The 20371-nt window shown below is 51.3% G+C and carries 22 protein-coding genes and 1 pseudogene; 8 read left to right on the top strand and 15 right to left on the bottom strand.

The window, feature by feature from the left end:
* Nucleotides 1-362: 362 nt before the first annotated feature.
* Entirely contained in the window at nt 363-1082 is a 720-nt protein-coding gene (locus AC5JMP_RS23550; protein ID WP_495853942.1) for a class I SAM-dependent methyltransferase, read from the top strand.
* 52 nt (nt 1083-1134) lie between these two features.
* Nucleotides 1135-1257, top strand: coding sequence for a hypothetical protein (locus AC5JMP_RS23545; RefSeq protein WP_495853941.1), 123 nt, complete (start codon nt 1135-1137; stop codon nt 1255-1257).
* Between the two features lie 9 nt (nt 1258-1266).
* On the opposite strand, the gene fumC is transcribed toward AC5JMP_RS23545, so the two are convergent.
* The 4 genes from fumC to AC5JMP_RS23525 all read right to left on the bottom strand — a co-directional run bounded on the left by fumC (nt 1267) and on the right by AC5JMP_RS23525 (nt 4010).
* Nucleotides 1267-2670, bottom strand: coding sequence for a class II fumarate hydratase (gene fumC / locus AC5JMP_RS23540; RefSeq protein ID WP_495853940.1), 1404 nt, complete (start codon nt 2668-2670; stop codon nt 1267-1269).
* A 25-nt stretch (nt 2671-2695) separates the two neighbouring features.
* Nucleotides 2696-3205, bottom strand: a complete 510-nt coding sequence (locus tag AC5JMP_RS23535) for a methyltransferase family protein (protein WP_495853939.1) — start codon at nt 3203-3205, stop codon at nt 2696-2698.
* A gap of 185 nt (nt 3206-3390) precedes the next feature.
* Entirely contained in the window at nt 3391-3801 is a 411-nt protein-coding gene (locus tag AC5JMP_RS23530) for a type II toxin-antitoxin system VapC family toxin (RefSeq protein WP_495853938.1), read from the bottom strand.
* Entirely contained in the window at nt 3798-4010 is a 213-nt protein-coding gene (locus tag AC5JMP_RS23525; protein ID WP_495853937.1) for a hypothetical protein, read from the bottom strand. The genes AC5JMP_RS23530 and AC5JMP_RS23525 overlap by 4 nt, the downstream gene beginning before the upstream one ends.
* Here AC5JMP_RS23525 and AC5JMP_RS23520 point away from each other — a divergent pair.
* Both AC5JMP_RS23520 and AC5JMP_RS23515 read left to right on the top strand, forming a co-directional pair.
* On the top strand, nt 4009-4134 hold the full coding sequence (locus AC5JMP_RS23520) for a hypothetical protein (protein ID WP_495853936.1): 126 nt from the start codon (nt 4009-4011) through the stop codon (nt 4132-4134). The two genes, AC5JMP_RS23525 and AC5JMP_RS23520, sit on opposite strands and share 2 nt — an antisense overlap.
* Before the next feature lie 23 nt (nt 4135-4157).
* The gene (locus AC5JMP_RS23515; protein WP_495853935.1) at nt 4158-6941 is read left to right on the top strand and encodes a TIR domain-containing protein; all 2784 of its coding nucleotides are present in this window, start codon (nt 4158-4160) and stop codon (nt 6939-6941) included.
* A gap of 101 nt (nt 6942-7042) precedes the next feature.
* On the opposite strand, the gene AC5JMP_RS23510 is transcribed toward AC5JMP_RS23515, so the two are convergent.
* From AC5JMP_RS23510 to lepB, 4 genes are all read right to left on the bottom strand, one after another.
* Nucleotides 7043-7690 carry a Uma2 family endonuclease gene (locus AC5JMP_RS23510; RefSeq protein ID WP_495853934.1) on the bottom strand — a complete coding sequence of 216 codons (648 nt, stop codon included), beginning with the start codon at nt 7688-7690 and terminating at the stop codon, nt 7043-7045.
* 189 nt (nt 7691-7879) lie between these two features.
* Nucleotides 7880-8983, bottom strand: a complete 1104-nt coding sequence (locus tag AC5JMP_RS23505) for an NAD(P)/FAD-dependent oxidoreductase (protein ID WP_495853933.1) — start codon at nt 8981-8983, stop codon at nt 7880-7882.
* A 143-nt stretch (nt 8984-9126) separates the two neighbouring features.
* Nucleotides 9127-9603, bottom strand: a complete 477-nt coding sequence (gene psbQ / locus AC5JMP_RS23500) for a photosystem II protein PsbQ (protein WP_495853932.1) — start codon at nt 9601-9603, stop codon at nt 9127-9129.
* A gap of 60 nt (nt 9604-9663) precedes the next feature.
* Nucleotides 9664-10344 (bottom strand): signal peptidase I, encoded by a 681-nt coding sequence (gene lepB / locus AC5JMP_RS23495; protein ID WP_495853931.1) that lies wholly within the window; start codon nt 10342-10344, stop codon nt 9664-9666.
* Nucleotides 10345-10659: 315 nt separating this feature from the next.
* Here lepB and AC5JMP_RS23490 point away from each other — a divergent pair, with 315 nt between their 5' ends.
* Both AC5JMP_RS23490 and AC5JMP_RS23485 read left to right on the top strand, forming a co-directional pair.
* The gene (locus tag AC5JMP_RS23490; protein WP_495853930.1) at nt 10660-12012 is read left to right on the top strand and encodes a dihydroorotase; all 1353 of its coding nucleotides are present in this window, start codon (nt 10660-10662) and stop codon (nt 12010-12012) included.
* A 459-nt stretch (nt 12013-12471) separates the two neighbouring features.
* Entirely contained in the window at nt 12472-12816 is a 345-nt protein-coding gene (locus tag AC5JMP_RS23485) for a hypothetical protein (RefSeq protein WP_495853929.1), read from the top strand.
* Nucleotides 12817-12870: 54 nt separating this feature from the next.
* Here AC5JMP_RS23485 and AC5JMP_RS23480 read toward each other — a convergent pair whose 3' ends face one another.
* The 5 genes from AC5JMP_RS23480 to pgeF form a co-directional block, all read right to left on the bottom strand.
* The gene (locus AC5JMP_RS23480; protein WP_495853928.1) at nt 12871-15435 is read right to left on the bottom strand and encodes an NACHT domain-containing protein; all 2565 of its coding nucleotides are present in this window, start codon (nt 15433-15435) and stop codon (nt 12871-12873) included.
* Between the two features lie 48 nt (nt 15436-15483).
* Complete coding sequence (locus tag AC5JMP_RS23475) at nt 15484-15933, bottom strand: hypothetical protein (protein ID WP_495853927.1); 450 nt, start codon at nt 15931-15933, stop codon at nt 15484-15486.
* A gap of 108 nt (nt 15934-16041) precedes the next feature.
* The gene (locus AC5JMP_RS23470; RefSeq protein WP_495853926.1) at nt 16042-16440 is read right to left on the bottom strand and encodes a hypothetical protein; all 399 of its coding nucleotides are present in this window, start codon (nt 16438-16440) and stop codon (nt 16042-16044) included.
* Nucleotides 16424-16663 (bottom strand): hypothetical protein, encoded by a 240-nt coding sequence (locus tag AC5JMP_RS23465; protein ID WP_495853925.1) that lies wholly within the window; start codon nt 16661-16663, stop codon nt 16424-16426. Before AC5JMP_RS23465 ends, AC5JMP_RS23470 begins: the two co-directional genes overlap by 17 nt.
* 13 nt (nt 16664-16676) lie before the next feature.
* Nucleotides 16677-17510: a peptidoglycan editing factor PgeF gene (gene pgeF, locus AC5JMP_RS23460; protein ID WP_495853924.1), complete on the bottom strand. Its 834-nt coding sequence runs from the start codon at nt 17508-17510 to the stop codon at nt 16677-16679.
* Nucleotides 17511-17979: 469 nt separating this feature from the next.
* Between pgeF and AC5JMP_RS23455 the strand changes: the two genes are divergently transcribed.
* Complete coding sequence (locus AC5JMP_RS23455) at nt 17980-19251, top strand: M23 family metallopeptidase (RefSeq protein WP_495853923.1); 1272 nt, start codon at nt 17980-17982, stop codon at nt 19249-19251.
* A gap of 54 nt (nt 19252-19305) precedes the next feature.
* Here AC5JMP_RS23455 and patD read toward each other — a convergent pair whose 3' ends face one another.
* Nucleotides 19306-19659, bottom strand: coding sequence for a heterocyst frequency control protein PatD (gene patD / locus AC5JMP_RS23450; protein ID WP_495853922.1), 354 nt, complete (start codon nt 19657-19659; stop codon nt 19306-19308).
* 220 nt (nt 19660-19879) lie between these two features.
* Here patD and AC5JMP_RS23445 point away from each other — a divergent pair.
* A pseudogene (locus tag AC5JMP_RS23445) lies at nt 19880-20008 on the top strand (ABC transporter permease); the annotation flags it as partial.
* A gap of 82 nt (nt 20009-20090) precedes the next feature.
* Here AC5JMP_RS23445 and AC5JMP_RS23440 read toward each other — a convergent pair.
* Nucleotides 20091-20371 (bottom strand): LysR family transcriptional regulator substrate-binding protein (locus AC5JMP_RS23440; RefSeq protein ID WP_495853921.1); only part of this gene is annotated, 281 nt, incomplete at its 5' end.

Below are 20371 nucleotides of genomic sequence, written 5' to 3'. Positions count from 1 at the left end.
TCAACGGCTAGAGGCGGGTCAGTCGGCTCCTGAGTTAGGTTTCAAAGCGCTCTCCTTCAGGAGGGCGCTTTTTGATGTCATACTTCTTAATTATCTCCATACGGCGGCAGCCTAAGCCCTTTAAAGGGGCATTGCTTAATCCGGCTATATCAAGGAGATTTCTTGATAAAAGTGGGTAGGTTCTTTCTCAGAAAATGCCTAAGCAGTTATGCTGCTTGAGTTGTAGCGCAAAGCAGGCTATTCAGGTCTTTGATTAGGATTGGACATCTCAGGAAGTTATCTTTAGAACAGTGCTTAACTAGCAGTAGGCGGTGAAGATGACGCTAACCACATACGGAAAATTGTGTACGGAAGTGTACGAGTTGACCAAACCGATCGATGGGGAATACCCAGATGTTTCCTATTTAATTCAACATCTCTCCAAAATTGGTGGAAGAATCTTGGAGGGAATGGTTGGTTCAGGTCGCTTACTGATTCCTCTACTGGAGGCTGGGTTAAATGTTGAGGGAATTGATACATCACCGGATATGCTGGCGGCTTGTAAACGGAATTGTGTAGCCAGAGGCTTAAGCCCCATACTTTACGAGGGTTCAATTGAAAGCTTAAATGTTCCAGGCAAATTCAGTGCAATTGTTGTGACGCTAGGTTCTTTCATGTTGCTAGGAAAACGAACAGCCGCCCTCTCAACCCTACAAGCATTTGCCAGACATTTAGAACCCAAGGGACGAATTTTCATAGATTTAGCATTGCCGATTGACTCTTTCAAAACAGAAAATACTGTAAACCAAAGGGAGCCTATCGAATGCTCAGATAATTCCGTGATTGTGATGCAAACCTCATCTTGGATCAACTGGTTGGAGCAAGTTGAACATACGCTAATTCGATATGAGAAATGGAAAGATGGAAAGTTGATTGATACAGAGTTACAGCATCTTCCGTTGCATTGGTTTGGTCGAGAAGAATTTATGATGTGTTTGCGAGAGTGTGGATACACCAACATCACTGTCTGCGCCAATTACACAGATAGATTAGAACCAAGTTCCTATCATGACCAACTGTGTTTTTCAGCTACTCTTGCTTGAGGCACTGCATAACAACTTGACCAGAGCGAACTGAAGGGAGGTCTGGGTGAAGATGCAAAGGTTACTTGCAGCAGTCAGACGGCACGATGGACAAAAATATTTGCAAACCCAATTTTGGTCGGGTGCGCCCCTGCAAGCTTCACCTCACCAAAATTGGGAAATTCATTTTGTATGATTACTTACGCTAATTACCCAACATTTTTTCTGGACGGACAAACAGATCAAACTGTTCTGAATTCAACAAGCCCAACGACACACAGGCTGCTTTTAAGGTCGTGCCTTCCAGATGGGCTTTTTTAGCAGCTTTGGCAGCGTTGTCATAGCCAATATGAGGATTGAGAGCCGTCACCAGCATTAGAGAATTCTGGAGGAAGCGCTCAATTTGGCTGCGATTAGGCTTGATATCCACCACTAGATAATGGGTGAAGGAATGAGCTGCATCTGCCAATAGCCGAATGGAGTTGAGCAAGTTAAAAATCATCACGGGTTTGAATACGTTTAGCTCAAAATTGCCCTGAGAGCCAGCAATGGCGATCGCTGCATCATTGCCCATTACCTGAACGCACACCATGGTCATGGCTTCGCACTGCGTTGGATTAACCTTACCCGGCATGATGGAAGAACCTGGCTCATTTTCTGGCAGCAATAGCTCACCCAAGCCACAGCGGGGGCCAGAACCCATCCAGCGGATGTCATTGGCAATTTTCATCAGCGAAGCCGCCAGTGTTTTCAAGGCACCGCTAGTTGAGACGATCGCATCATGAGCCGCCAAAGCCGCAAATTTGTTGGGTGCCGAGACAAAGGGCAATCCCGTTTGCTGAGCAATGTTTTCTGACACGCGCACCGCGAATTCAGGATGGGTGTTGAGTCCTGTGCCGACTGCCGTACCGCCGATCGCTAGTTCATATAGATCGGGCAGGCTATTCTGAATACGTACCAGATCTTTGTCGAGCTGCGAAACATAGCCGGAAAACTCTTGCCCCAAAGTCAACGGCACAGCATCCATCAGATGCGTTCGCCCAATTTTGATAATGTCTTGAAAATCGGTAGATTTGCTGGCCAAAGCATCCCGAAGTTGCGTCAGCATCGGCAGCAGATGACGGGTGATTTCCTCAACTGCGGCAATATGCATGGCGGTGGGAAAGGTGTCATTTGAGGACTGCGACATATTGACGTGATCATTGGGATGGATCGGCGCTTTACTGCCCAACACGCCTCCAGCAAGGGCGATCGCTCGATTGGCAATGACTTCATTGGCATTCATGTTAGTCTGAGTGCCGCTGCCCGTCTGCCAGATGCGCAGGGGGAAATGATCATCTAATGTTCCTGCAATGACTTCATCAGCGGCTTGAATCATTAGCGCCGCTTTGTCTTCTGGCAAATTACCCAACTGCTGATTGACGACTGCCGCCGCTTTTTTGAGAATGCCGATCGCCCGAATCATTTCGCGGGGCATCGTGTCATGCCCAATGGCAAAGTATTTGAGCGATCGCTGGGTCTGTGCCCCCCAGTAGCGATCGGCAGGCACCTCGATTGCGCCCATGCTGTCGGTTTCAGTACGGGTGGCAAGAATTGGATCGACGGACATAGACTAAACTCCTTAAAAGGAAATCTTAGAAGATAAACGGAATTAGTTTTTTGACGCGGTGCTGGTAGACAGCGTAATCAGGGTATCGATCGCTTAGCCAAACTTCCTCTCGGCTAGCCTTGTAGTTCAGCAGCAAAAGCAATAGCAGCATGGCTCCTAGGTGCGATAGACTCAACTGACCGATCGCGTAACCCAGCTCAGCCAGGAGAATGCTGCTGTAGAGCGGGTGCCGAACGATGCCATACATACCAGTTTGCACAAGCTCTCCATCCTGTTTGGGATAGGGCAACGGCGTGAGATTTTGCCCCAGATCAAGCAATGCCTTGATTACGCCGAAGGCAGCAGGGAGGAATAGGAGAAGAGCGATCGCCCACACTCCGTAAAGCCAGGGCGGCGACACCGAGAGCCAAGCCGGACGATATACAGGCATCAGCACAAAGCCAATCATTAGCACTGCCTGTAGTAACAGCAAATATTCTCCCCGCTGACCTTTCCAGCTTTCCTGACTAAATCCCCAGTCGGATATGAGTTTCATGGTTGCCCTATCTCCTTCCACATAGCCCAATGACTATAGCCTAATGCTTCTTAGACCTTCAGACCTGTGTGAACTTAGGCTGCCAGCCCTAACCTAGAGAGAGCTACAAAGAAGCACTGTTCGCCCCTCACACTGCAAATCTTGTTGTAGGAGAGCACAAGAGTAGAGACGATCGCTCCGTACAACTAGCTAGGATTCCAAAATTTGAGTTTGGAAAAGATGCCAAAGTCTCTAAAGTTTAGCGTCCAAACCGGACATCGGTAATGTAATGCCATTGCTGCAACGGTTGCATCTTCTAGGGTTCCTTGCCACTGGGGTAAAGCGTAGATCATGGCTGTCAGGTCATCAAATTCTGTTCGATTGATGGCCATAAGGTGCAGGCTTTTTTCCATTGTTTCCAGGGTTTGTTGAGCCAAGCCTGGACTGGTTCGCTGGAGTAGCCACTTGTAGACCTCAAAGACAATTGGGATCGGAGTTAGCAAGATTGTTCTGGCTTGACTTAACTGAGTAAAGCCAGCCACACTTTGGCTATGGTAAGAATCTTTGGCATAGAACAGCGCAATCAGCGGCCCTGCATCCAAAACAAGTTGTCTCAAGCTTCCTGATCCTCTGCGTGATCTGCGGCTTCATGGGGAGCATGGGAGACAATTCCTGCGAATTGCAGCAGTTTCGCACTATCTTTTGGCACCCATTTCATTGCTAATGCGGATTGAATTAAGCTAAGGATACTTTCGTCAGGATGTTCGCTCAGATAAATCTCTAAGGATTCTGCCAGTTCATCTGGCAAGTCGATGATTTTTTGCATGGGAACTGCCAAATGCGATCGCAACTATGGCAATTTTACCAAATCGAGTTGTAACCGAACTCGCCTCTCGAAGGTGGCAGATGCGAATGTGTCAGTGGCACTAATCGGCATCTGGATCGGCTGATTTAATCTATCCCCGGATAGAATTTGGTTAAGCTCCTGCCCAATCTGTTCGATCGCCCCATGAGTCATTCCTCTAAGCAACTGCCTTCTGACTCGAATTCGTATGAATACGATGTGTTCATTTCCTACAGCACCAAAGATCAGTGGGTGAAAGGAGAACTGCTGCGACGATTGGAAGATGCTGGGTTGAAGTGCTGCATTGACTATCGAGATTTTCGGATAGGAGCGCCTGCTATTTCAGAGTTGAAGCGGGCTGCTACCACGAGCCGCAAAACGCTGATGGTGCTAACTCCCAATTATTTGGAAAGCAAATGGACAGAGTTTGAGCGCTATCTGCTTCAGACTCCCGATCCGCTGAATAAAGAGCTGCGGCTGATTCCTTTTCCTTTGCTCAAAGAATCCTGTGAGCTTCCGCCTGACATTGGCTATTTGACTTATCTCAACTTCATTGACCCAGACGATCCGATCTTTGCCTGGACGCAGCTCTTGACGGCACTGGGCAAACCCCCAGCGGCAAAGCCACCCCAGGAAAATACGCCTAGACAATGGCTGTTGGCTCACCCCTACGGGATGCCGCCTCACTTCACCGGACGAGTTGCCGAACGGCAGATGCTCAGCGATTGGCTGAATCAAGACAGCCAGCCTTTGTTGGTGCTGCGGGCGTTGGGTGGGTTTGGCAAAAGTGCCCTGACTTGGTACTGGCTGCTGCATGATGTGAACCGCCAGCAGTGGCGGCAGGTAGTGTGGTGGAGCTTTTATGAGCCGCAGGCGGATTTCAACGCTTTTATGCGGGTGACGTTGACCTATTTGATGGGTCGGGAGCCGAAAGAGATGCCGCCCCGGCAGCAGCTAGATCAATTGCTAGATCTGCTGAGCCGATCGCCCGTGTTGCTGGTCATGGATGGGTTTGAGCGAGAGCTGCGCGCCTATAGCAGCATGGGAGCGGCATATCAAGGGGATGAGTTGGCACGAACGGAACGCCAGAACGATCGCGACTGCATTAATCCCTATGCCGAACAGTTTCTCCGCAACCTATCGAGTCTGCCGCAGATGCGGGGCAAGGTGCTGATGACCACTCGCTTGCGACCGCGTCCGGTGGAGCTGACGGGCGGAGCTTTGCTGCAAGGCTGTCGAGAGGAAGAGCTAACTCAGATGCAGCCTGCCGATGCGGTGGCTTTCTTTCGCAGTCAGGGCATCCGGGGAAACCGCGCCGAGATTGAAACAGCCTGTGCGGATTATGGCTATCATCCCCTCAGCTTGCGGCTGCTGTCGGGGCTGGTGGTGAATGATTTTCGCAATCCGGGCGATATTAAAGTTGCCCAGCGGCTGAATCTGACGGGCGGTTTGGTGCAACGGCAGCATCATGTGCTGGAGCAGTCTTATCAAAGCTTGACCGATTTCCGGCGACAGTTGCTCAGCCGCATCGCCTGTTTCCGCAGTCCGGTGGATTATGCAGTATTGGAGGCGATTAGCGAAACAGCGGATCGGGAGTTAGAGACAGATCTGCGCGACCTGATCGATCGCGGACTCCTGCACTATGATCGCTCTACCCAACGCTTCGACCTGCACCCGATCGTCCGCCGCTATGCCTATGACCGCATGGGCGACTCAGACCGCACCAGTGCCCACCAGCAATTGCAAATCTATTTTATTGCTGTACCCGCAGTAGAAAAGGTGCAGACGCTAGCTGATCTGGCTCCGGTGATTGAGCTGTATCATCACATGGTGCGATCGGGGCAGTATGACGAAGCATTTGTGTTGTTTCGCGATCGCATTGAACAGGCAACCTACTACCAACTCGGAGCCTACTCACTCCGGATTGAACTGCTGCGTGCCCTCTTCCCCCAAGGCGAAGACCATCTTCCACAGCTTCAGGATCAGGGTAATCAAGCCTGGACATTGACCGCACTGGCGAACAGCTACAGCCTCAACGGTCAGCCCGCACAGGCAGTGCCGTTGTTTGAGCAACAGAATGCGATTCAAGAACAGCAGGGGAATAAGAAAAATTGGGCGATCGGACTGGGAAACCTGGCTTACATGGTACAACTCCCGATCGGTGCCCTGCAAGCGGCTGAAGCCAACCTGCGCCGCCGGATCGCCCTCTGCCAGGAGATTGAGGATGAGTTCAGGGAGGCGGTCGGGCATCAGGAGTTGGGGCGACTGCTGGCTTACCGGGGAGTGGGGGCTGAGGCAGCGTTGGACAAGGCTCTGGGACTGTTTGAAAAGGGAAATCAGGTTCAGGGTCAAGGCCCTACATGGGATTATCGATCCTTGAGTGCCCTGCTGCGAGTGCGGATAGGGGACACTCAGGCAGCAGCAACGGCACTGGCAGCGGCTGAGCGATCGCTGGAACTGGCTGATGAATTTGCTCGTACCAACTATCCAGTTGAACGATTCTATGTTCGATCGCACTGGTTACTAGGAGCCGCCCACCGAGTCAACGGCAATCTGGAGCAGAGCGACCACCACCTGAGCGAAGCTATGACCCGTTGCCGAGCGATCAATTTAGTAGATACAGAAGCCGATATCCTGCTAGATCTAGCCCGGTTGCGCGTAGACCAAGGGCAGCCCGAAGAAGCACTGTGTCTGGCAGCAGAGGCAGAGGCGATTGCAGAGCGCAGCGGCTATGTGCTGCAAGGCGCGGATGTGCAGCTATTTCTGGCAGAGCAGGCGCTAGCGCGGGGCAATCATCCAGAGGCGTTGAAGTATGCCCAGAAAGCGCGGCAGTTAGCCACCTGCGACGGCGGCGAGTATACGTACAAAGTCACTTACGAAGCAGCAGGGCGGCTGTTGCAGCAGTTAAGTTGAAGCGAATCGCAAGGTCTAGAATTGAGTAGCCTTCAGGTTTCGATCGCCCTGTGGCTTCTATCCCGGCGAACCCGCACCAGACGATCTCATGGAATAGGCGCTTAATTATCCGCTAGCTTTTGCCGTAGCGATCGAATTGCATGACTCGTCCCGCGATCGCCAGCCATTTGCAGACACTCTAAAATCATCCCGGCAACATCTACACCGGGGAAATAGCGGCTGCTTGCTTGCAGAACATAAGCATCATTTTCTCCATCATTTTGCAGAGCGTAAATTTTGAGCTGATTATTCTTAAATAGCCAAACTTCGGGTACCCGATACGGTAAATAATCGGTTACGTCCGTGTAGCTCGTGACATCAATTTCGATGACTAAATCAGGTGGTGGATCAATACGCCAATCTATGCGGTCTTTACCTGCGATCGCCGCCCAGTTGTCAATGTAGAAACAGTAGTCTGGCTCAATTCCCTGCACTTCTGGCAAATCCATAGTAATAGGGGTAAAGGCTGTATAGTCTTGCTCCGAATGATCAAGCAAGACCTTCGCAACCTCTGAAATTATGTCTGCTTGTCGTCCGTGCTGAGGTAGAGGGGACATTAACAAAATTTCTCCAGGTCGATACTTAATCCGGGGAAGCTGGCGATCGCCCAACTGCTCCACTAGCGCCCGGTAGTCTCGCCAACTGCCGCATAGCCGCACGACTGTGCCTGGAGGGAGGTGAATCTTCTCAGGTGTAATGACTGCAAACATAGGATTCATCTCCAGCTTTACTGTCTTTCACGTCTACTTAGACCCTACGCACTTAACGCTTAAAACCTCGCTCCCCCTAGCCCCCTTAAAAGGGAAACCTCTAAAGCCCCCTTTTTAAGGGGGTTGGGGGATCTCTTCGGCGTAAGTCCTATTACTTGTCACTTCTACCGCCTTTCACTGACTGTAGCGCTATTTCTCACTCAAAATCATCTCCCGAATCTGCTGAGCAGTCGCCGGAGCCAGCAAAACGCCGTTGCGGTAATGCCCCGTCGCCAGCAAGATATTGGCATAGCCCATCAGCGGCTCAACGATCGGTGCAGGGCGATTGTGAGGACGTGGGCGTAACCCTGACCAGGTTTGCAGAATTTTTGCCTCAGCTAGGGCAGGACAAAGCGCGATCGCCCCTTGCCAAACTTCCTGAAGGCGATCGTTCTCTGCCACAACTTCTCCAGCATCCGTAGGAAATTCCACCGTTGCCCCAACCCAATACTCCCCGTTTCCCAAGGGCACAATGTGGATATCTTCTCCGGTAATTACAGGCTGAAAGACGCGATCGCCCAAAGGCTGAGCTAATTTCACGCGCAGAGCCTGTCCCAGAACCGGACGGATTTCTAACGGCTGCGGAGAAATTTGAGTCAGCGCCGTTGAACCCAGACCTGCGGCAATCACTACCCAATCGGTAGAGAAGCGATCGGTTTGGGTTTGAACGGCTTGACAGGTTTTCTGCTCAAAGCCATTGAGGGCAAATTCAAAATCCTTCGCTTCTTCATTGAAATGAAAAGTCACACCGTTTTGCTGACTCGCTTTGACTAACGCCAAGGTCAGCGCTGTAGGGTCAATCTGCGTATCTTGAGGCGAATAGATTGCGCCTGTGACACGGGAGTTCATCACCTGTGGACAGGAAAACTGAAGGCGATCGCTCTCCCAAATTTCGAGCCGCCACCCTTGAGCCTGACGGATTTCTTGCAAAGCCTGCCAACCTGCCCGATCTTCACCCTCAAAGCACAGCCGCAAAATTCCCTGCCGATTGTGAGGAACCTCCAGTCCGATCGCCTCTAGCTCCGGCAGCAACGTAGCGTAGCGCTGAAGGCTAGACTGCCGCATTGCCCATGCTCTGCCCTTGATTTTCTGGCTAATCACGCCCATCAAAACTCCCAATGCAGCTCCGGTAGAAGCTTGGGCAGGAGGCTGGCGATCGAGAACAGTAATCTTTAAACCTGGAATTTGGCTGAGTTCGTAGGCGATCGTCGCACCCACAATTCCGCATCCAATGATGACAACTTGCTGACTCATCAATTTAGATTGGCATCACCATGCTGTCTTGAACATCGGTCTAAGCATCGGTCTAAGCATCGGTCTAAGCATCGGTCTAAGCAAAAGTGCGTCAAGCATTGCCTAACGCACTTTTGAAAGATTAAGTTTTATCTGGAACAATCTCAACCAGGAATTACTTTAAAGAAGGCATCGAAGTCTTTTAGAGCCTCATTGTAGTTCCTCAAGGCTTTCTGAATATCTTGCGCTTGAGCTGCTTCATCGATCGCATTCAAATGACCAAAGACATCTTTGGCTGCTTTCGCTGCGCTGGCTTGAGCCTCTGGTACCAGCGTGCGAGACAAACGAGCCATCTTCGCCCGCAGTTCGCCCAAAGGCCCGTGAATAAACGTTCCAACATCAACCCACTTATTGGCTTGAATCATGGGGGGCAGCTCAATCAGGCGATCGCGCAATTCCTGAATATCTGCCGCAGACTTCTGAATCTGAGTCAGTTGAATATCTGAGTAGAGCGGCCCTTTCGCCACTGGCGTAGGGCTGCCACAGCTAACCAGCAGGGTGGCGACTAGCACTAGACACAAAGCTAAAATCGATCGAAAACGTCTCATATCCAAGACCGACATCCATATCTTACTCAACATGAGAAAATCTTACCCTTTTCGGCTAGCGAGTGCGCTAAGCCAGATCGATTAATCTCAGCCCTACTTCCCCAAAGTGCCGATACGATCGATCGGCCAGAATCGAAATGCAGCTCTGCCGATAATTTCGCTCCGAGGTATAAACCCCCAGCGGCGGCTATCACAGCTATTGTTGCGGTTGTCGCCCATCATCAGATAAGAGTTGGGCGGCACGATTTGTGGCCCCCAAGGATCTCTTGACGGTTCTTCGGTGTAGTTTTCAGGCAATTCCTGATCATTGATCAATACTTTGCCGTCTCTCACCTCGACCTTTTCTCCTGGCAGACCAATCACCCGCTTAATGAAGGCATCCTTCTGTCGATTGGGGTTAGGCTGACCCTGGCAGACCTCAGAAACGTTGTCAGGCGGCCAGAAAACCACGATGTCCCCGCGTTCAGGTGAATGGAACAAGTAGGTAATTTTTTCGACCATGAGGCGATCGTTAATAACCAGCGTTGGCACCATTGATTCTGAGGGAATGTAGCGAGCCTCCGCCACAAATTGTCGGATGCCCAACGCCAGGATTAGGCTTAATCCGATCGTTTTAGCAGCTTCTACCCAACCGTTTTCAGGCTTGAGTGGCGGCGGATGGACGGGTTTGGGCGCTGTGCCATTCCCTCCAACCTGCTCGGTAGACTCCGAGGAGCTAGATAAAAATGGGTTGCCTGGGTCTGAAGGAGAATTTTGATCGGGATTCGTAGACATCAGTTGCTCTAAATATCAGCCTTATATCGGGCATCAGAATGGAACAGAAGCGATCGTAAGCTTTGGGCTGAGGCAGTCTGAAGGTCGAAAAGCTACATTGTTAAATCACATTGCTAAAGAATCGTAGCTAAAAACAATGCTAAATGACGATTAAGCTTGACCCAAAACAGTACAGTAATTCTGTCATACGATACTACCCTAAGAGAGTTCGTGACTTAAATCTGCTACATTTTTTGGATCTAGCGCTCAAATCTTGACTTTGTTGCTCCTCTAAACTTTCTTATTTTCCCCACCTCTGCTGTAGCTGCGTTCATTATGACTGTTTCTACCCGTTTATTGATTCGCCATGCGCGTATTCTCCAGCCGAATGGAGAGTTTTTGATAGGAGATGTGGAGGTGTGCGATCGCCAGATTGTCCAGGTTGCCCCAGAAATCAGGATCTCGCTACCCGACGGAGAAGATCCGACCCATCAGGAAATTGACGCAACCGGACTGACTTTGTTGCCGGGAGTGATCGATCCGCAGGTGCATTTTCGGGAGCCAGGGCTGGAGTACAAAGAGGATCTGTTTACGGCAAGCTGCGCCTGTGCCAAAGGCGGCGTCACCTCATTTCTGGAGATGCCCAACACTAAGCCACTGACCACCACGCAAGCCGCCCTAGACGACAAGCTGCGCCGTGCCGCCGAGAAGTGTCTGGTGAACTACGGCTTTTTTATTGGCGCAACGGCAGAAGGCTTACCCGATTTGATTGCGGCTCATCCCACTCCAGGCATCAAGATTTTCATGGGGTCAATGCATGGGGCGCTGTTGGTCGATCAGGAGGCGGCGCTGGAAAAAATCTTTGCGATGGGCGATCGCCTGATTGCCGTCCATGCCGAAGACCAGGAGCGCATCCGTCAGCGCCGCGAACAGTTCGCTGGAATCACCGATCGCGCCATCCATTCTCAGATACAGGATAACCAGGCGGCATTGCTGGCGACTCAGCTTGCCCTGAAGCTATCCAAAAAATATCAGCGACGGCTGCATATTTTGCATCTTTCAACCGCCGAGGAAGCCGATCTGCTGCGCCAGGACAAGCCCGCCTGGGTGACGGCAGAAGTGACGCCGCAACATCTGCTGCTGAACACTAGCGCCTATGAGACGATCGGCAGTTTTGCCCAGATGAATCCGCCGCTGCGATCGCCCCACGATAACGAAGTCCTCTGGCAAGCGCTCAAGGATGGCGTTATCGACTTCATTGCCACCGATCACGCTCCGCACACGCTAGAGGAAAAGGCTCAAGACTATCCCAACACACCTTCCGGGATGCCGGGTGTTGAGACCTCCCTGCCGCTGATGCTGACCCAGGCAATGCAAGGACGCTGCACCGTGGCTCAGGTGGCAAACTGGATGTCTACAGCGGTGGCTCAAGCCTACGGGATTCCTAGTAAAGGGGCGATCGCTCCTGGCTACGATGCCGATCTGGTGCTGGTGGATTTGGAAACCTATCGTCCGGTGCTGCGGGAGGAGCTGCAAACCAAATGCGGCTGGAGTTCCTTTGAGGGCTGGAACCTCACAGGTTATCCGGTGGTGACGATCGTTGGGGGTCAAATTGTCTACGATCGCGGCAAGCTAAATACGGCAGTGCGGGGTCAGGCACTCAGGTTTGACTCGCTGGGCGATCGCTAATCGATCGACAAAGGGCGTTGCTGAATTGAAGTATGAATCTATCTGAGTTGTCAGTTCTCTCGCCCCCTTTTCTTGCTTGCCGCAGGCGCTAAGCCCCCAATTCTGGGGGACTTCCGAACCTTCAAAGTCCCCCAGAATTGGGGGGTTGGGGAGCATTCATATATTCAGCAACGCTCGAAAACATCTAACCGATCGCCCCCTTGACGATCGCCCGCTTTTCCTATATGCTCACACGTTATAGCTATTTGCAACTCGCCCTGCGGTAGCTGAATCCCAAAAATCTAGCGCTACTCAAAGCTGCGACAACAGCGATGAGTAGCTAACCACCAAACTGCGGTGCGGCAGTCTGGTGGCTAATGAGGAATTTTAACACTCCTTTTAGCCGCTCTGATGCTTCATGCTTTCGGGGCGGCTAGGTTTTTGGGTTTCCTTCCCGAAACCCAAAACAGGAGAACTCTGATGGTTAGCTCGTTTCAGTCGGATTATGCCAATCGGTTTTTGTTGAATTTAGGAGGGCAGAAGGCAGGATTCAGGAGTCAAAATTCTGAATTTCTGGCTTCTAATCTCCTGGCTTCTGACTCCTCTACTCTTGACTCCTCCCGTGCCAAGGGCGATCGCGAACTTCTCTATGTGCTCGTGATTGCCTCCGAGGCAGGTGCGCTGGAAACCCTCTATGAACTCCAGCGGCGCGGCTTTGCCAATGTCACCGACTGGAGTCGCAATTTGCCCCGTCCTGGAGAATTCCCGCAACCGCGATCGGGTGAGGTGATGCGGATTTTGCAGCGGTATCGGCTGCGGGGGTGAGGGGCGATTAGACCTCGGAGGTTTTCAAACCTCCGAGGTCTGGGGGGCAGAACATCAACGCCTAAGCCCAGAATTGGAGGATTGAGAGGGCGCTGAGGATTGAGCAAAATGGGTCAACAGCTCCCGGTGAATAAACCGATATCGCCCGCCAATGCGTTGCAGCAACCGCCGCTCGACCCCGTAGTTGAGGAAAGCCACCAGATTCCAGGGAATGACTCCGCTGCGCGCCAAAACGAAGCGTAGGCAGAAGTGCTGAACAAAAGCCAGCCCACCCCCATATACGAAGGCGAGTCGTAGCGCCACGAACCCTATCCACATGAACCCTATCCACATGAGTAAATTTTGAAAGGATTCGACTATGGTCACTATCAATTTCTGCATTGATTCAGCTTGAGCGATCGCACCACCAATAAAGAGGCAAGCGACAAAGAAAACCAACGCAGCACAAATGAATATAGTAGTAAACATCATGCTTTGAAGCGAGTTCCAGATCCCCTGGTTTGGCTTTGATCGTAGTTTCAGTTCTTTTTTTAACCCCTCAATCAGCCCACCAATCAGCTCCTCAATCAGCCCAAAAATCAGCCCACCAATCAACCCACCAATCAGCCCACCAATCAGCACATAAATCAACCCACCAATCAACCCACCAATCAACCCGCCAATCAGCACATAAATCATCAGTTGTTTTAGGCTACGCAAAATTTCTCGTCGCACTTTATGCGACATTGAAATTTCAAATGCTTCTACAGGATCAATGTCATCTAGCCCATAGGTCAGCCCATAGGTCAGCCCATAAATCAGCCCATAGGTCAGTCCATAAATCAGCCCATAGGTCAGTCCATAAATCAGCCTATAAATCAACCCACCAATCAACCCGCCAATCAACCCACCAATCAACCCGCCAATCAACCCAATCAGCCCATAAATCAGCCCACCAATCAACCCAAAAATCAGCCCACCAATCAACCCACCAATCAACTCACCAGTCATCAGTTGTTGTTTTAGGCTACGCAAAATTTCTCGTCGCACTTTATGCGATATTGAAATTTCAAATGCTTCTACAGGATCAATGTCATCCAGCCCAACAAGCAGCCCAACAAGCAGCCCATAAACCAGCCCAACAAGCAGCCCAACAAGCAGCTCAACAACCAGCCCAAGAACCAGCCCATAAAGCAGCCCATAAACCAGCCCAAGCAGCCCAAGAACCAGCCCACCAAGCAGCCCAAGAACCAGCCCATAAAGCAGCCCACCAAGCAGCTTAACAACCAGCCCAACAACCAGTCGATACTGTCGCTTTTGTGCAAAAGTATCCAACCAGCTCGGCTGCATTTCCTCAATCAACAGATCGACCTGATAATTTTCCTCTAGCTTCCGTGCTAGCCAGCCTAACCAATGGCGCGTGTCTCTTCGATCCGGTTCCTGCTCCGGCGTTTTATAAGCCCACGATCGCTTCTTTAGCCCTTTACGACGATCGCCCCGACGAGTATCGATCGAGAGTTGGCGATCGATGTATTTTTCCAACAGGTCAGCTTTGCTCTCAAACGGCTGACGCGGATCATAAACCCTGGCAGCAATTGAGAGAAACAGGGGCACGCGCAGCAGTCCCACCGCTTCATCAGGCTGTGGCTCCAGCAAGCGCTGCATTTCTGGCGACTCCTGAAGGGCTTTCCAGAGGGGCGATCGATTAATTCGGGTCAGATAGTCTTGAATCTGCGAGTCAGAGAGCGGCTGCAAACACACCGCACCTCGCAGGGTGTCCAGCCGGACAACGGCAGTTTCATAGGCGGTTTCATATTCTTTCGTCCGGCAACAAACCACCACCTGCGGATAATGCTGGGCAAACTCGTTCAGCTTTTGGGCGCATTTGATCTGCCGCTCTAGCCCTAGCTCATCGAGTCCATCCATCAAGGGCAATAACACCCGCTGATCGAGCCAGGTTTCATAGCGTTTGAGCTTGCGATCGCCCCCATAGTTATCGTAGAGCTGCTCTACCAGCCAGTCCTGGATACTCTGGCGATCGTCTTTCCAGGTCGAAATCTCAAAGATAATCGGAATCGTAGTTTCCGGGGTTTGCAGTGCGCCAAAGACAAGCTGCTCGGCAAGGTTGAGCAACTGTGTGGTTTTGCCTGCTCCTGGCGCACCCAGAATTAACAGTTTGCCCTTAATGTCTTGTCGCCCAAAGACTTCAATCAGCAGCTTGTCGGGCGGCAATTGTTCGGGAGCCTTGCCTGCAATCAATAGCTCTTGAGTTGCCTCCAGCTCTGCGGATTCTGTCTCTAAGAATTCGGGTTCTGGAGTTTCCCAGGAGGGCAGCCCCACCTGCTGCGGCTGTTCTTGCAGTTCAACATAAAGCTGCTGTTGCTGCATCAGCGTATACTTCAAGCGCCTATAGATTTCTGTTCGCTGGTCTTCTAAGATGCGTTTTGCCCATCCCCAATCCACCTGCGGCTGTGGCTTAGGGGCAAACCATTGCACCATCACATTCTGGATAGTGGTCTGGTTGTGATGTGAGTTTTGGAAACTGAAGGTGTCTCGCCCGCCCTGCGTCTGCTGGATGCTGCTATCTGTAACTTGGGTCTGGTCAATCTGCTGGCGTTGCGCGGGATCAGAGGGGGGCATGAGGAGAAGGCTGACAGGTGATAAAGCGAATGCAATCCAGACAAGCCGTTAGAAACCCAAAACCTTTGAGGCGATGCCTAGCCAAGGGGCGATCGCCCCAAACACCTCTTGCCCTTTTTGCCAGAGGTTTTTCCCCGCATCAGAGGCTTTGTCCACCGTTTCCAGGGCTTCCCCCACTTTTTTCAGGTTTTGCGCCACCAGATCCTTGTCTGCATTTTCCTTGGCGGCTTCCCGCTTAGCAGGTTTGAGATAATCTAGAGCCTCTTCCTGCTGTTGGCTCGTCAATCCCGCGCCTTTAACTGCCGCCTCCAATTCTTCCAGCAGCTTTACCACATCAGCTCCAGTGATACCGCTTTGCTGCTGCCCCACATTGCCCGATTGATTGACCGTGGCATCTCGTCCTGCCTGGGTTTGCTGCACCTGAGCATTATTGATCTGAGTGCCGCTAATCGATTGCGATTGTCCAGGCTGGTCAGGCTGTGGCTTCTTCCAAAACATGGGGGCTGACTCCAGAATTTGCCCCCATTCTATAGAATCGGGCAGAATATGCCAATGAGCGACGGATACACCCAATAGGCTGCCTGAAAAGTATCAAATGTTCTGCATTCACTCCCCAATCCCCAATTCTGGGGAACTTTTGAGTAAGTTTACGTTCAAAGTCCCCCAGAATTGGGGGGTTGGGGGGCGGCTCGGATAGCGATTTGCACTTTTCAGATATCCTCTTAATCTCAAAGCCTCACTGCTTAATCTCAGAACCTCACCGCTGAATCTCAAAGCCTCACCGCTGAATCTCAGAACCTCGCCGCTGACTCTCAAAGCCTCACCGCCGAACCTCAGAACCTCACCGCCGAACCTCAAAACATCACCGCTGAATCTCAGAACCTCACCGCTGAATCTCAGAACCTCACCGCTGAACCTCAAAGCCTCACCGCTGAATCTCAGAACCTCACCGCTGAATCTCAGAACCTCACCGCTGAATCTCAGAACCTCAGCGCTGAACCTCAAAACACTTAATCAGCAAGCCCACCCATAAATCAGGCGGGTCAGCATAGTAGTCAATCTGCTCGATTTGGTAGCGAACGATTTGAGAATTTTCGGTCAACAAAAGGTAATCACCTGGCTTAATGCCTTCTCCATAGGCAGTCATAGAAAAGCGATCGCCCTCCACTGCCTCAATCGCGTAATGTTCGCCGCTCACCTGGCGGATGTAGCGATGTGTCTTATTCACGCTGGTGTCTTGCTCACACTGAGTTCTGGGCAGCACGACTGACGATCGCCGACCACTGCACCTGCTTCTGCTGAGTCCGCCGATAGGAGAAAAACAAATCTGGGTTTTGAAACGTGCAGTAGGGGGCGATCGCGATCTGTTCAGCGCTAATGCCTAACTGCTGAAGCTGAAGTTCATTCACCCGCCGCACGTCTAGCTTGGCGCGTCCCGGCTGAGGATCGTCCAGAATCGGAGGGCTAGGCAACTGCTTCAGAATGTCCAAAACTGCGTCGGGCGCTGCGTCAGGCGCGATCGGTGTCGTCAAGATCGTAGCGCCCACCTGCGCCGCCACAGTCGTAGACACCTGATAGACCTCTCCGGCGATCGCAGGCCCTAAGCCAATCCGCAGATGCTTAAGCTGACTGCCCTGCGCCTGAAGACGGGCGATCGCCATCGGCACGATTTTCAGCGAGGTGCCCCGCCAGCCTGCATGAACCGCCGCCACTTGCCCTGTTTCACTATCGGCAATCAGGACGGGCGTACAGTCTGCCGAACAAACCCAAAGGGACTGGTGGGGGCGATCGCTCACTAACCCATCGGCTTCCTGAAAGTCAGTTTTGTCTTCGCCCACTTCAGCCGCACTCAAAACCCGGTTGCCGTGAACCTGCTTAATTCGATAGACCGGGGCTGCGGGCTGCAAGATTTCTACAAGATTAGAGGGCACAAGATCAGAGGGCGCAGGCTGCAGGGGCGATCGGGCTAGCCCTGTAAAAAAGCCATGCCGCCACTCTTGAAGTAAGCTGCAAGTCAAATAAGAAATCTCTTGTTCAGATTGCAGAGCTTCAGTCTGCCAGTTCCAGGTATGCACAATCATCCCCCTATTACAGCGCTTTGCGCTTGAGTCTGTTTAGATTTTTTGTTGTATGCCGCGCGGCACACAACAAAAAATCTCTGGCTTAGGCAATTGAAGATTACTGTAAGCAATGCCAGAGAAGCTAAAAAATGAAGTTAGAACCCGGTTCCATTTGTTTAAGCTATGGTGGAGCAGGAGTAGAGACAGATCTACTAGCGGAATGCAAGAGCAAACCAACATTTTTCCAGGCTTTGATGACAATTTCCGGAATAGTCCTGAGATTTTAATAAAAAATTTAGATTTTCTGGAACTTTTGAGTGGCAACTGACGACTACTTATTCAAATCATTTCAAAGGATCCCCCCGACTAGGGAAAGGATTTTAGCTCAATCTAGTCAAAATCCAGATTATGATGTCTTGGGTTGTTCTCTAGACCTTTGCCCCGATCAATCTCAGCTTGAATGCAGCCTGCTAAGGACATAGCGATGACTAAACGTGACTCAAATCGGACGTTTCAAGGCTTTTCTAGCCAGCGTCCTCTTCTACTTAGCCTAGGGTTAGGTGGTCTCAGTCTGCTCAGTTCGGGTGTGGTCTACGCCCAAACGCCGTCGTCATTGTCAGAGGGTGCAGTCGTTCCGAGTGCCCAAGACTTGTTGTTGGACAGCCCGGCTGATTTAGCATCGCCCTCCACAATGCCTGATTTCACGACGCCTGATTTCACAACGCCTGAGGCGTTCTCGGAATCAACAGTTGCCCCTGCTGATGCGAGTGGAGCGATCGATGCTTCTCCAGCCCCAGAAAGCTTCTCCTCTCCCGATTTAGTGTCTCCCAACTTGGCTGATGATGCTAAAGCTGCCTTCGATCAAGCAACGCCAGGTACCTATATTGACCCCACGCCCTATTCGCTAGGGGCGACCAGTCCAGACGTGATTTTGTCGGAGCGATCGACCGGATGTGAAGCTGTACTGCAAGCGGGACAGGGTGTGCCCAGCAGCATTTGTCCTCTAGCGCCGTCATTCTCGGCTGAGTCCGGTGGAATTGACTCTAACGGCGGCAGCAGCGGCAGTTACAGCTCTACCTACAACACGGCTGTAGCGCTACCCTCAGCCCAAGATTTCTATAACTTGACCGTGCGTCCCCCTGCCCAAATCAGCAACGGCAATATTAGTTTGCAGTTTCCTCTAACAATCCCGGCGGCTATTACTTCTGCTTTTGGCTGGCGAATTCATCCGATCGCAGGTGAAAGCCGCTTTCACACTGGCACCGATCTGGGCGCGCCTCAAGGCACTCCAGTGATGGCAGTGTTTGATGGCAAAGTGCAAATTGCTGATGTGATGGGAGGCTACGGTCTAGCAGTCGTCCTACGCCATAACAAAGATACTCAAGAAACCCTGTATGCCCATATGTCTGAGGTATTTGTTAAGCCTGGAGACACGGTGAAGCAGGGTGAAGTAATTGGCAGAGTGGGCAGCACGGGCTATTCTACAGGGCCTCACCTGCACTTTGAGTTTCATAAACTCACGCCCCAAGGCTGGACAATGGTAGATCCCGGTCAGGCGTTGGAGTATTCTTTGGCTCAGTTCATTAAGGGCATCAAGCCTGGGGATAAGAAGGCTGAATCGCTGTTTGCGTCGATCGGCTGGGAAAATCTCAAGAAAGCGTTGGAAATGGCGGAGGCAAAGCCGAAAGCCCCGAAGAGCGTTAGCCTAAATCCTGCGCCGCGCCTAGAGTTATCTAACGACAGATCTGAGCAATAGCTTCACTTTCGGAATCAGCAGCGAAGGAGTTTGCATATCTTGCAAGCTCCTTTTTTATTTTTCATCCAATATTCCTTCACAGTACCGCAGCAGCAGGGTGAGCCGATCGCCAATTTGTTGCCGTCTTTGGCTCTGGGTTGCCGACAGCCTAGCTGTCTGTAAAAACATTAGATCGGTGTTGAGTAAACGGAGCTGCTTGTTGATTTCTACCTGGAAGGAGTAAATTCTGGAAGCCTCGGCAGGTTCAAAGGTTTCTGGCTCAACAGACAAAATCTGCTCCTGAAAATAGGTCTGAGCTGCCGCAAGGGATTCCTGGAGCTGAGGGCGATCGCTTTGCTCTAACTGCGTTTGCAACAGATAAAGCATTTGCTGGAAATGGCGATATTGAACCTGGAACTGTGGCAGCATGAATTTCAGTAAACAGTCACGAATTTTGAACAATCTTTGCTCCCGCAACCGCTAAAACTTGCGTATTATAGCGCCATGTGCTTGCGTTAGGAAATTCTTTTATACAAAGATTTCAGAGCTAGGCACGGTCGTAATGTGCCGCATTGTTCTACTCCGAATTCTAAGCTGGAGAAGCTCCTAAAATCCAATACTTTTCAATGCTTCTCAGCTAATCGGCTCTGTCTATGAGGAGGTAGCGAGAGATATGGGAGCTAGCGACAGCACAACCTTTTGGCGGGTTGTTTTCCCTTTGCTTGCATCCAGCGTTATTGGAGTTGGGCTGCTAGGGTTTACTCTTTCCTACGACGAACGCATTTTTGTTGTGTGTGGTGGGCTGCGCCCACCACACACAACAAAAATGCACTACAGCTAGAGGGCTTGCGTAAGTCCTATTAAAGCTTTTTACGCTTGAGAAGTTCTAAAAAGGCGTAAATCGCTGGAGACAGCAGAGCATCGGCTAAAACGGCAACCCCGATCACGCGTGCGAGTGGAACAGGTAACGAATAGATCTGTACTACGGGTGGAATCGGCTCTGCGGCTAGCCGAGGCAAAATTGTAGCGCCCAATCCTTGAGCCACTAACCCGACGATCGTGGCATCTGTTCCCACCTCGTAAGCCACTTTCAACGAGTACCCAAAGCTACGGGCATGATCATAAACCTGCTGCATCATCA

This window comes from Drouetiella sp., assembly GCF_059504425.1.
The sequence above is the reverse complement of the archived record's forward strand: the minus strand, read 5'-3'. Positions and strand labels throughout refer to the sequence as shown.

What these genes read in the sequence shown, in the direction of transcription:
- AC5JMP_RS23545 (WP_495853941.1), top strand. Translation starts at nt 1,135, where the DNA reads ATGCAAAGGTTACTTGCAGCAGTCAGACGGCACGATGGACAAAAATAT.
- fumC (WP_495853940.1), bottom strand. Translation starts at nt 2,670, where the DNA reads ATGTCCGTCGATCCAATTCTTGCCACCCGTACTGAAACCGACAGCATG.
- AC5JMP_RS23535 (WP_495853939.1), bottom strand. Translation starts at nt 3,205, where the DNA reads ATGAAACTCATATCCGACTGGGGATTTAGTCAGGAAAGCTGGAAAGGT.
- AC5JMP_RS23520 (WP_495853936.1), top strand. Translation starts at nt 4,009, where the DNA reads ATGGGAACTGCCAAATGCGATCGCAACTATGGCAATTTTACCAAATCG.
- AC5JMP_RS23525 (WP_495853937.1), bottom strand. Translation starts at nt 4,010, where the DNA reads ATGCAAAAAATCATCGACTTGCCAGATGAACTGGCAGAATCCTTAGAG.
- AC5JMP_RS23510 (WP_495853934.1), bottom strand. Translation starts at nt 7,690, where the DNA reads ATGTTTGCAGTCATTACACCTGAGAAGATTCACCTCCCTCCAGGCACA.
- AC5JMP_RS23505 (WP_495853933.1), bottom strand. Translation starts at nt 8,983, where the DNA reads ATGAGTCAGCAAGTTGTCATCATTGGATGCGGAATTGTGGGTGCGACG.
- psbQ (WP_495853932.1), bottom strand. Translation starts at nt 9,603, where the DNA reads ATGTTGAGTAAGATATGGATGTCGGTCTTGGATATGAGACGTTTTCGA.
- lepB (WP_495853931.1), bottom strand. Translation starts at nt 10,344, where the DNA reads ATGTCTACGAATCCCGATCAAAATTCTCCTTCAGACCCAGGCAACCCA.
- AC5JMP_RS23490 (WP_495853930.1), top strand. Translation starts at nt 10,660, where the DNA reads ATGACTGTTTCTACCCGTTTATTGATTCGCCATGCGCGTATTCTCCAG.
- AC5JMP_RS23485 (WP_495853929.1), top strand. Translation starts at nt 12,472, where the DNA reads ATGGTTAGCTCGTTTCAGTCGGATTATGCCAATCGGTTTTTGTTGAAT.
- AC5JMP_RS23480 (WP_495853928.1), bottom strand. Translation starts at nt 15,435, where the DNA reads ATGCCCCCCTCTGATCCCGCGCAACGCCAGCAGATTGACCAGACCCAA.
- AC5JMP_RS23475 (WP_495853927.1), bottom strand. Translation starts at nt 15,933, where the DNA reads ATGTTTTGGAAGAAGCCACAGCCTGACCAGCCTGGACAATCGCAATCG.
- AC5JMP_RS23455 (WP_495853923.1), top strand. Translation starts at nt 17,980, where the DNA reads ATGACTAAACGTGACTCAAATCGGACGTTTCAAGGCTTTTCTAGCCAG.
- patD (WP_495853922.1), bottom strand. Translation starts at nt 19,659, where the DNA reads ATGCTGCCACAGTTCCAGGTTCAATATCGCCATTTCCAGCAAATGCTT.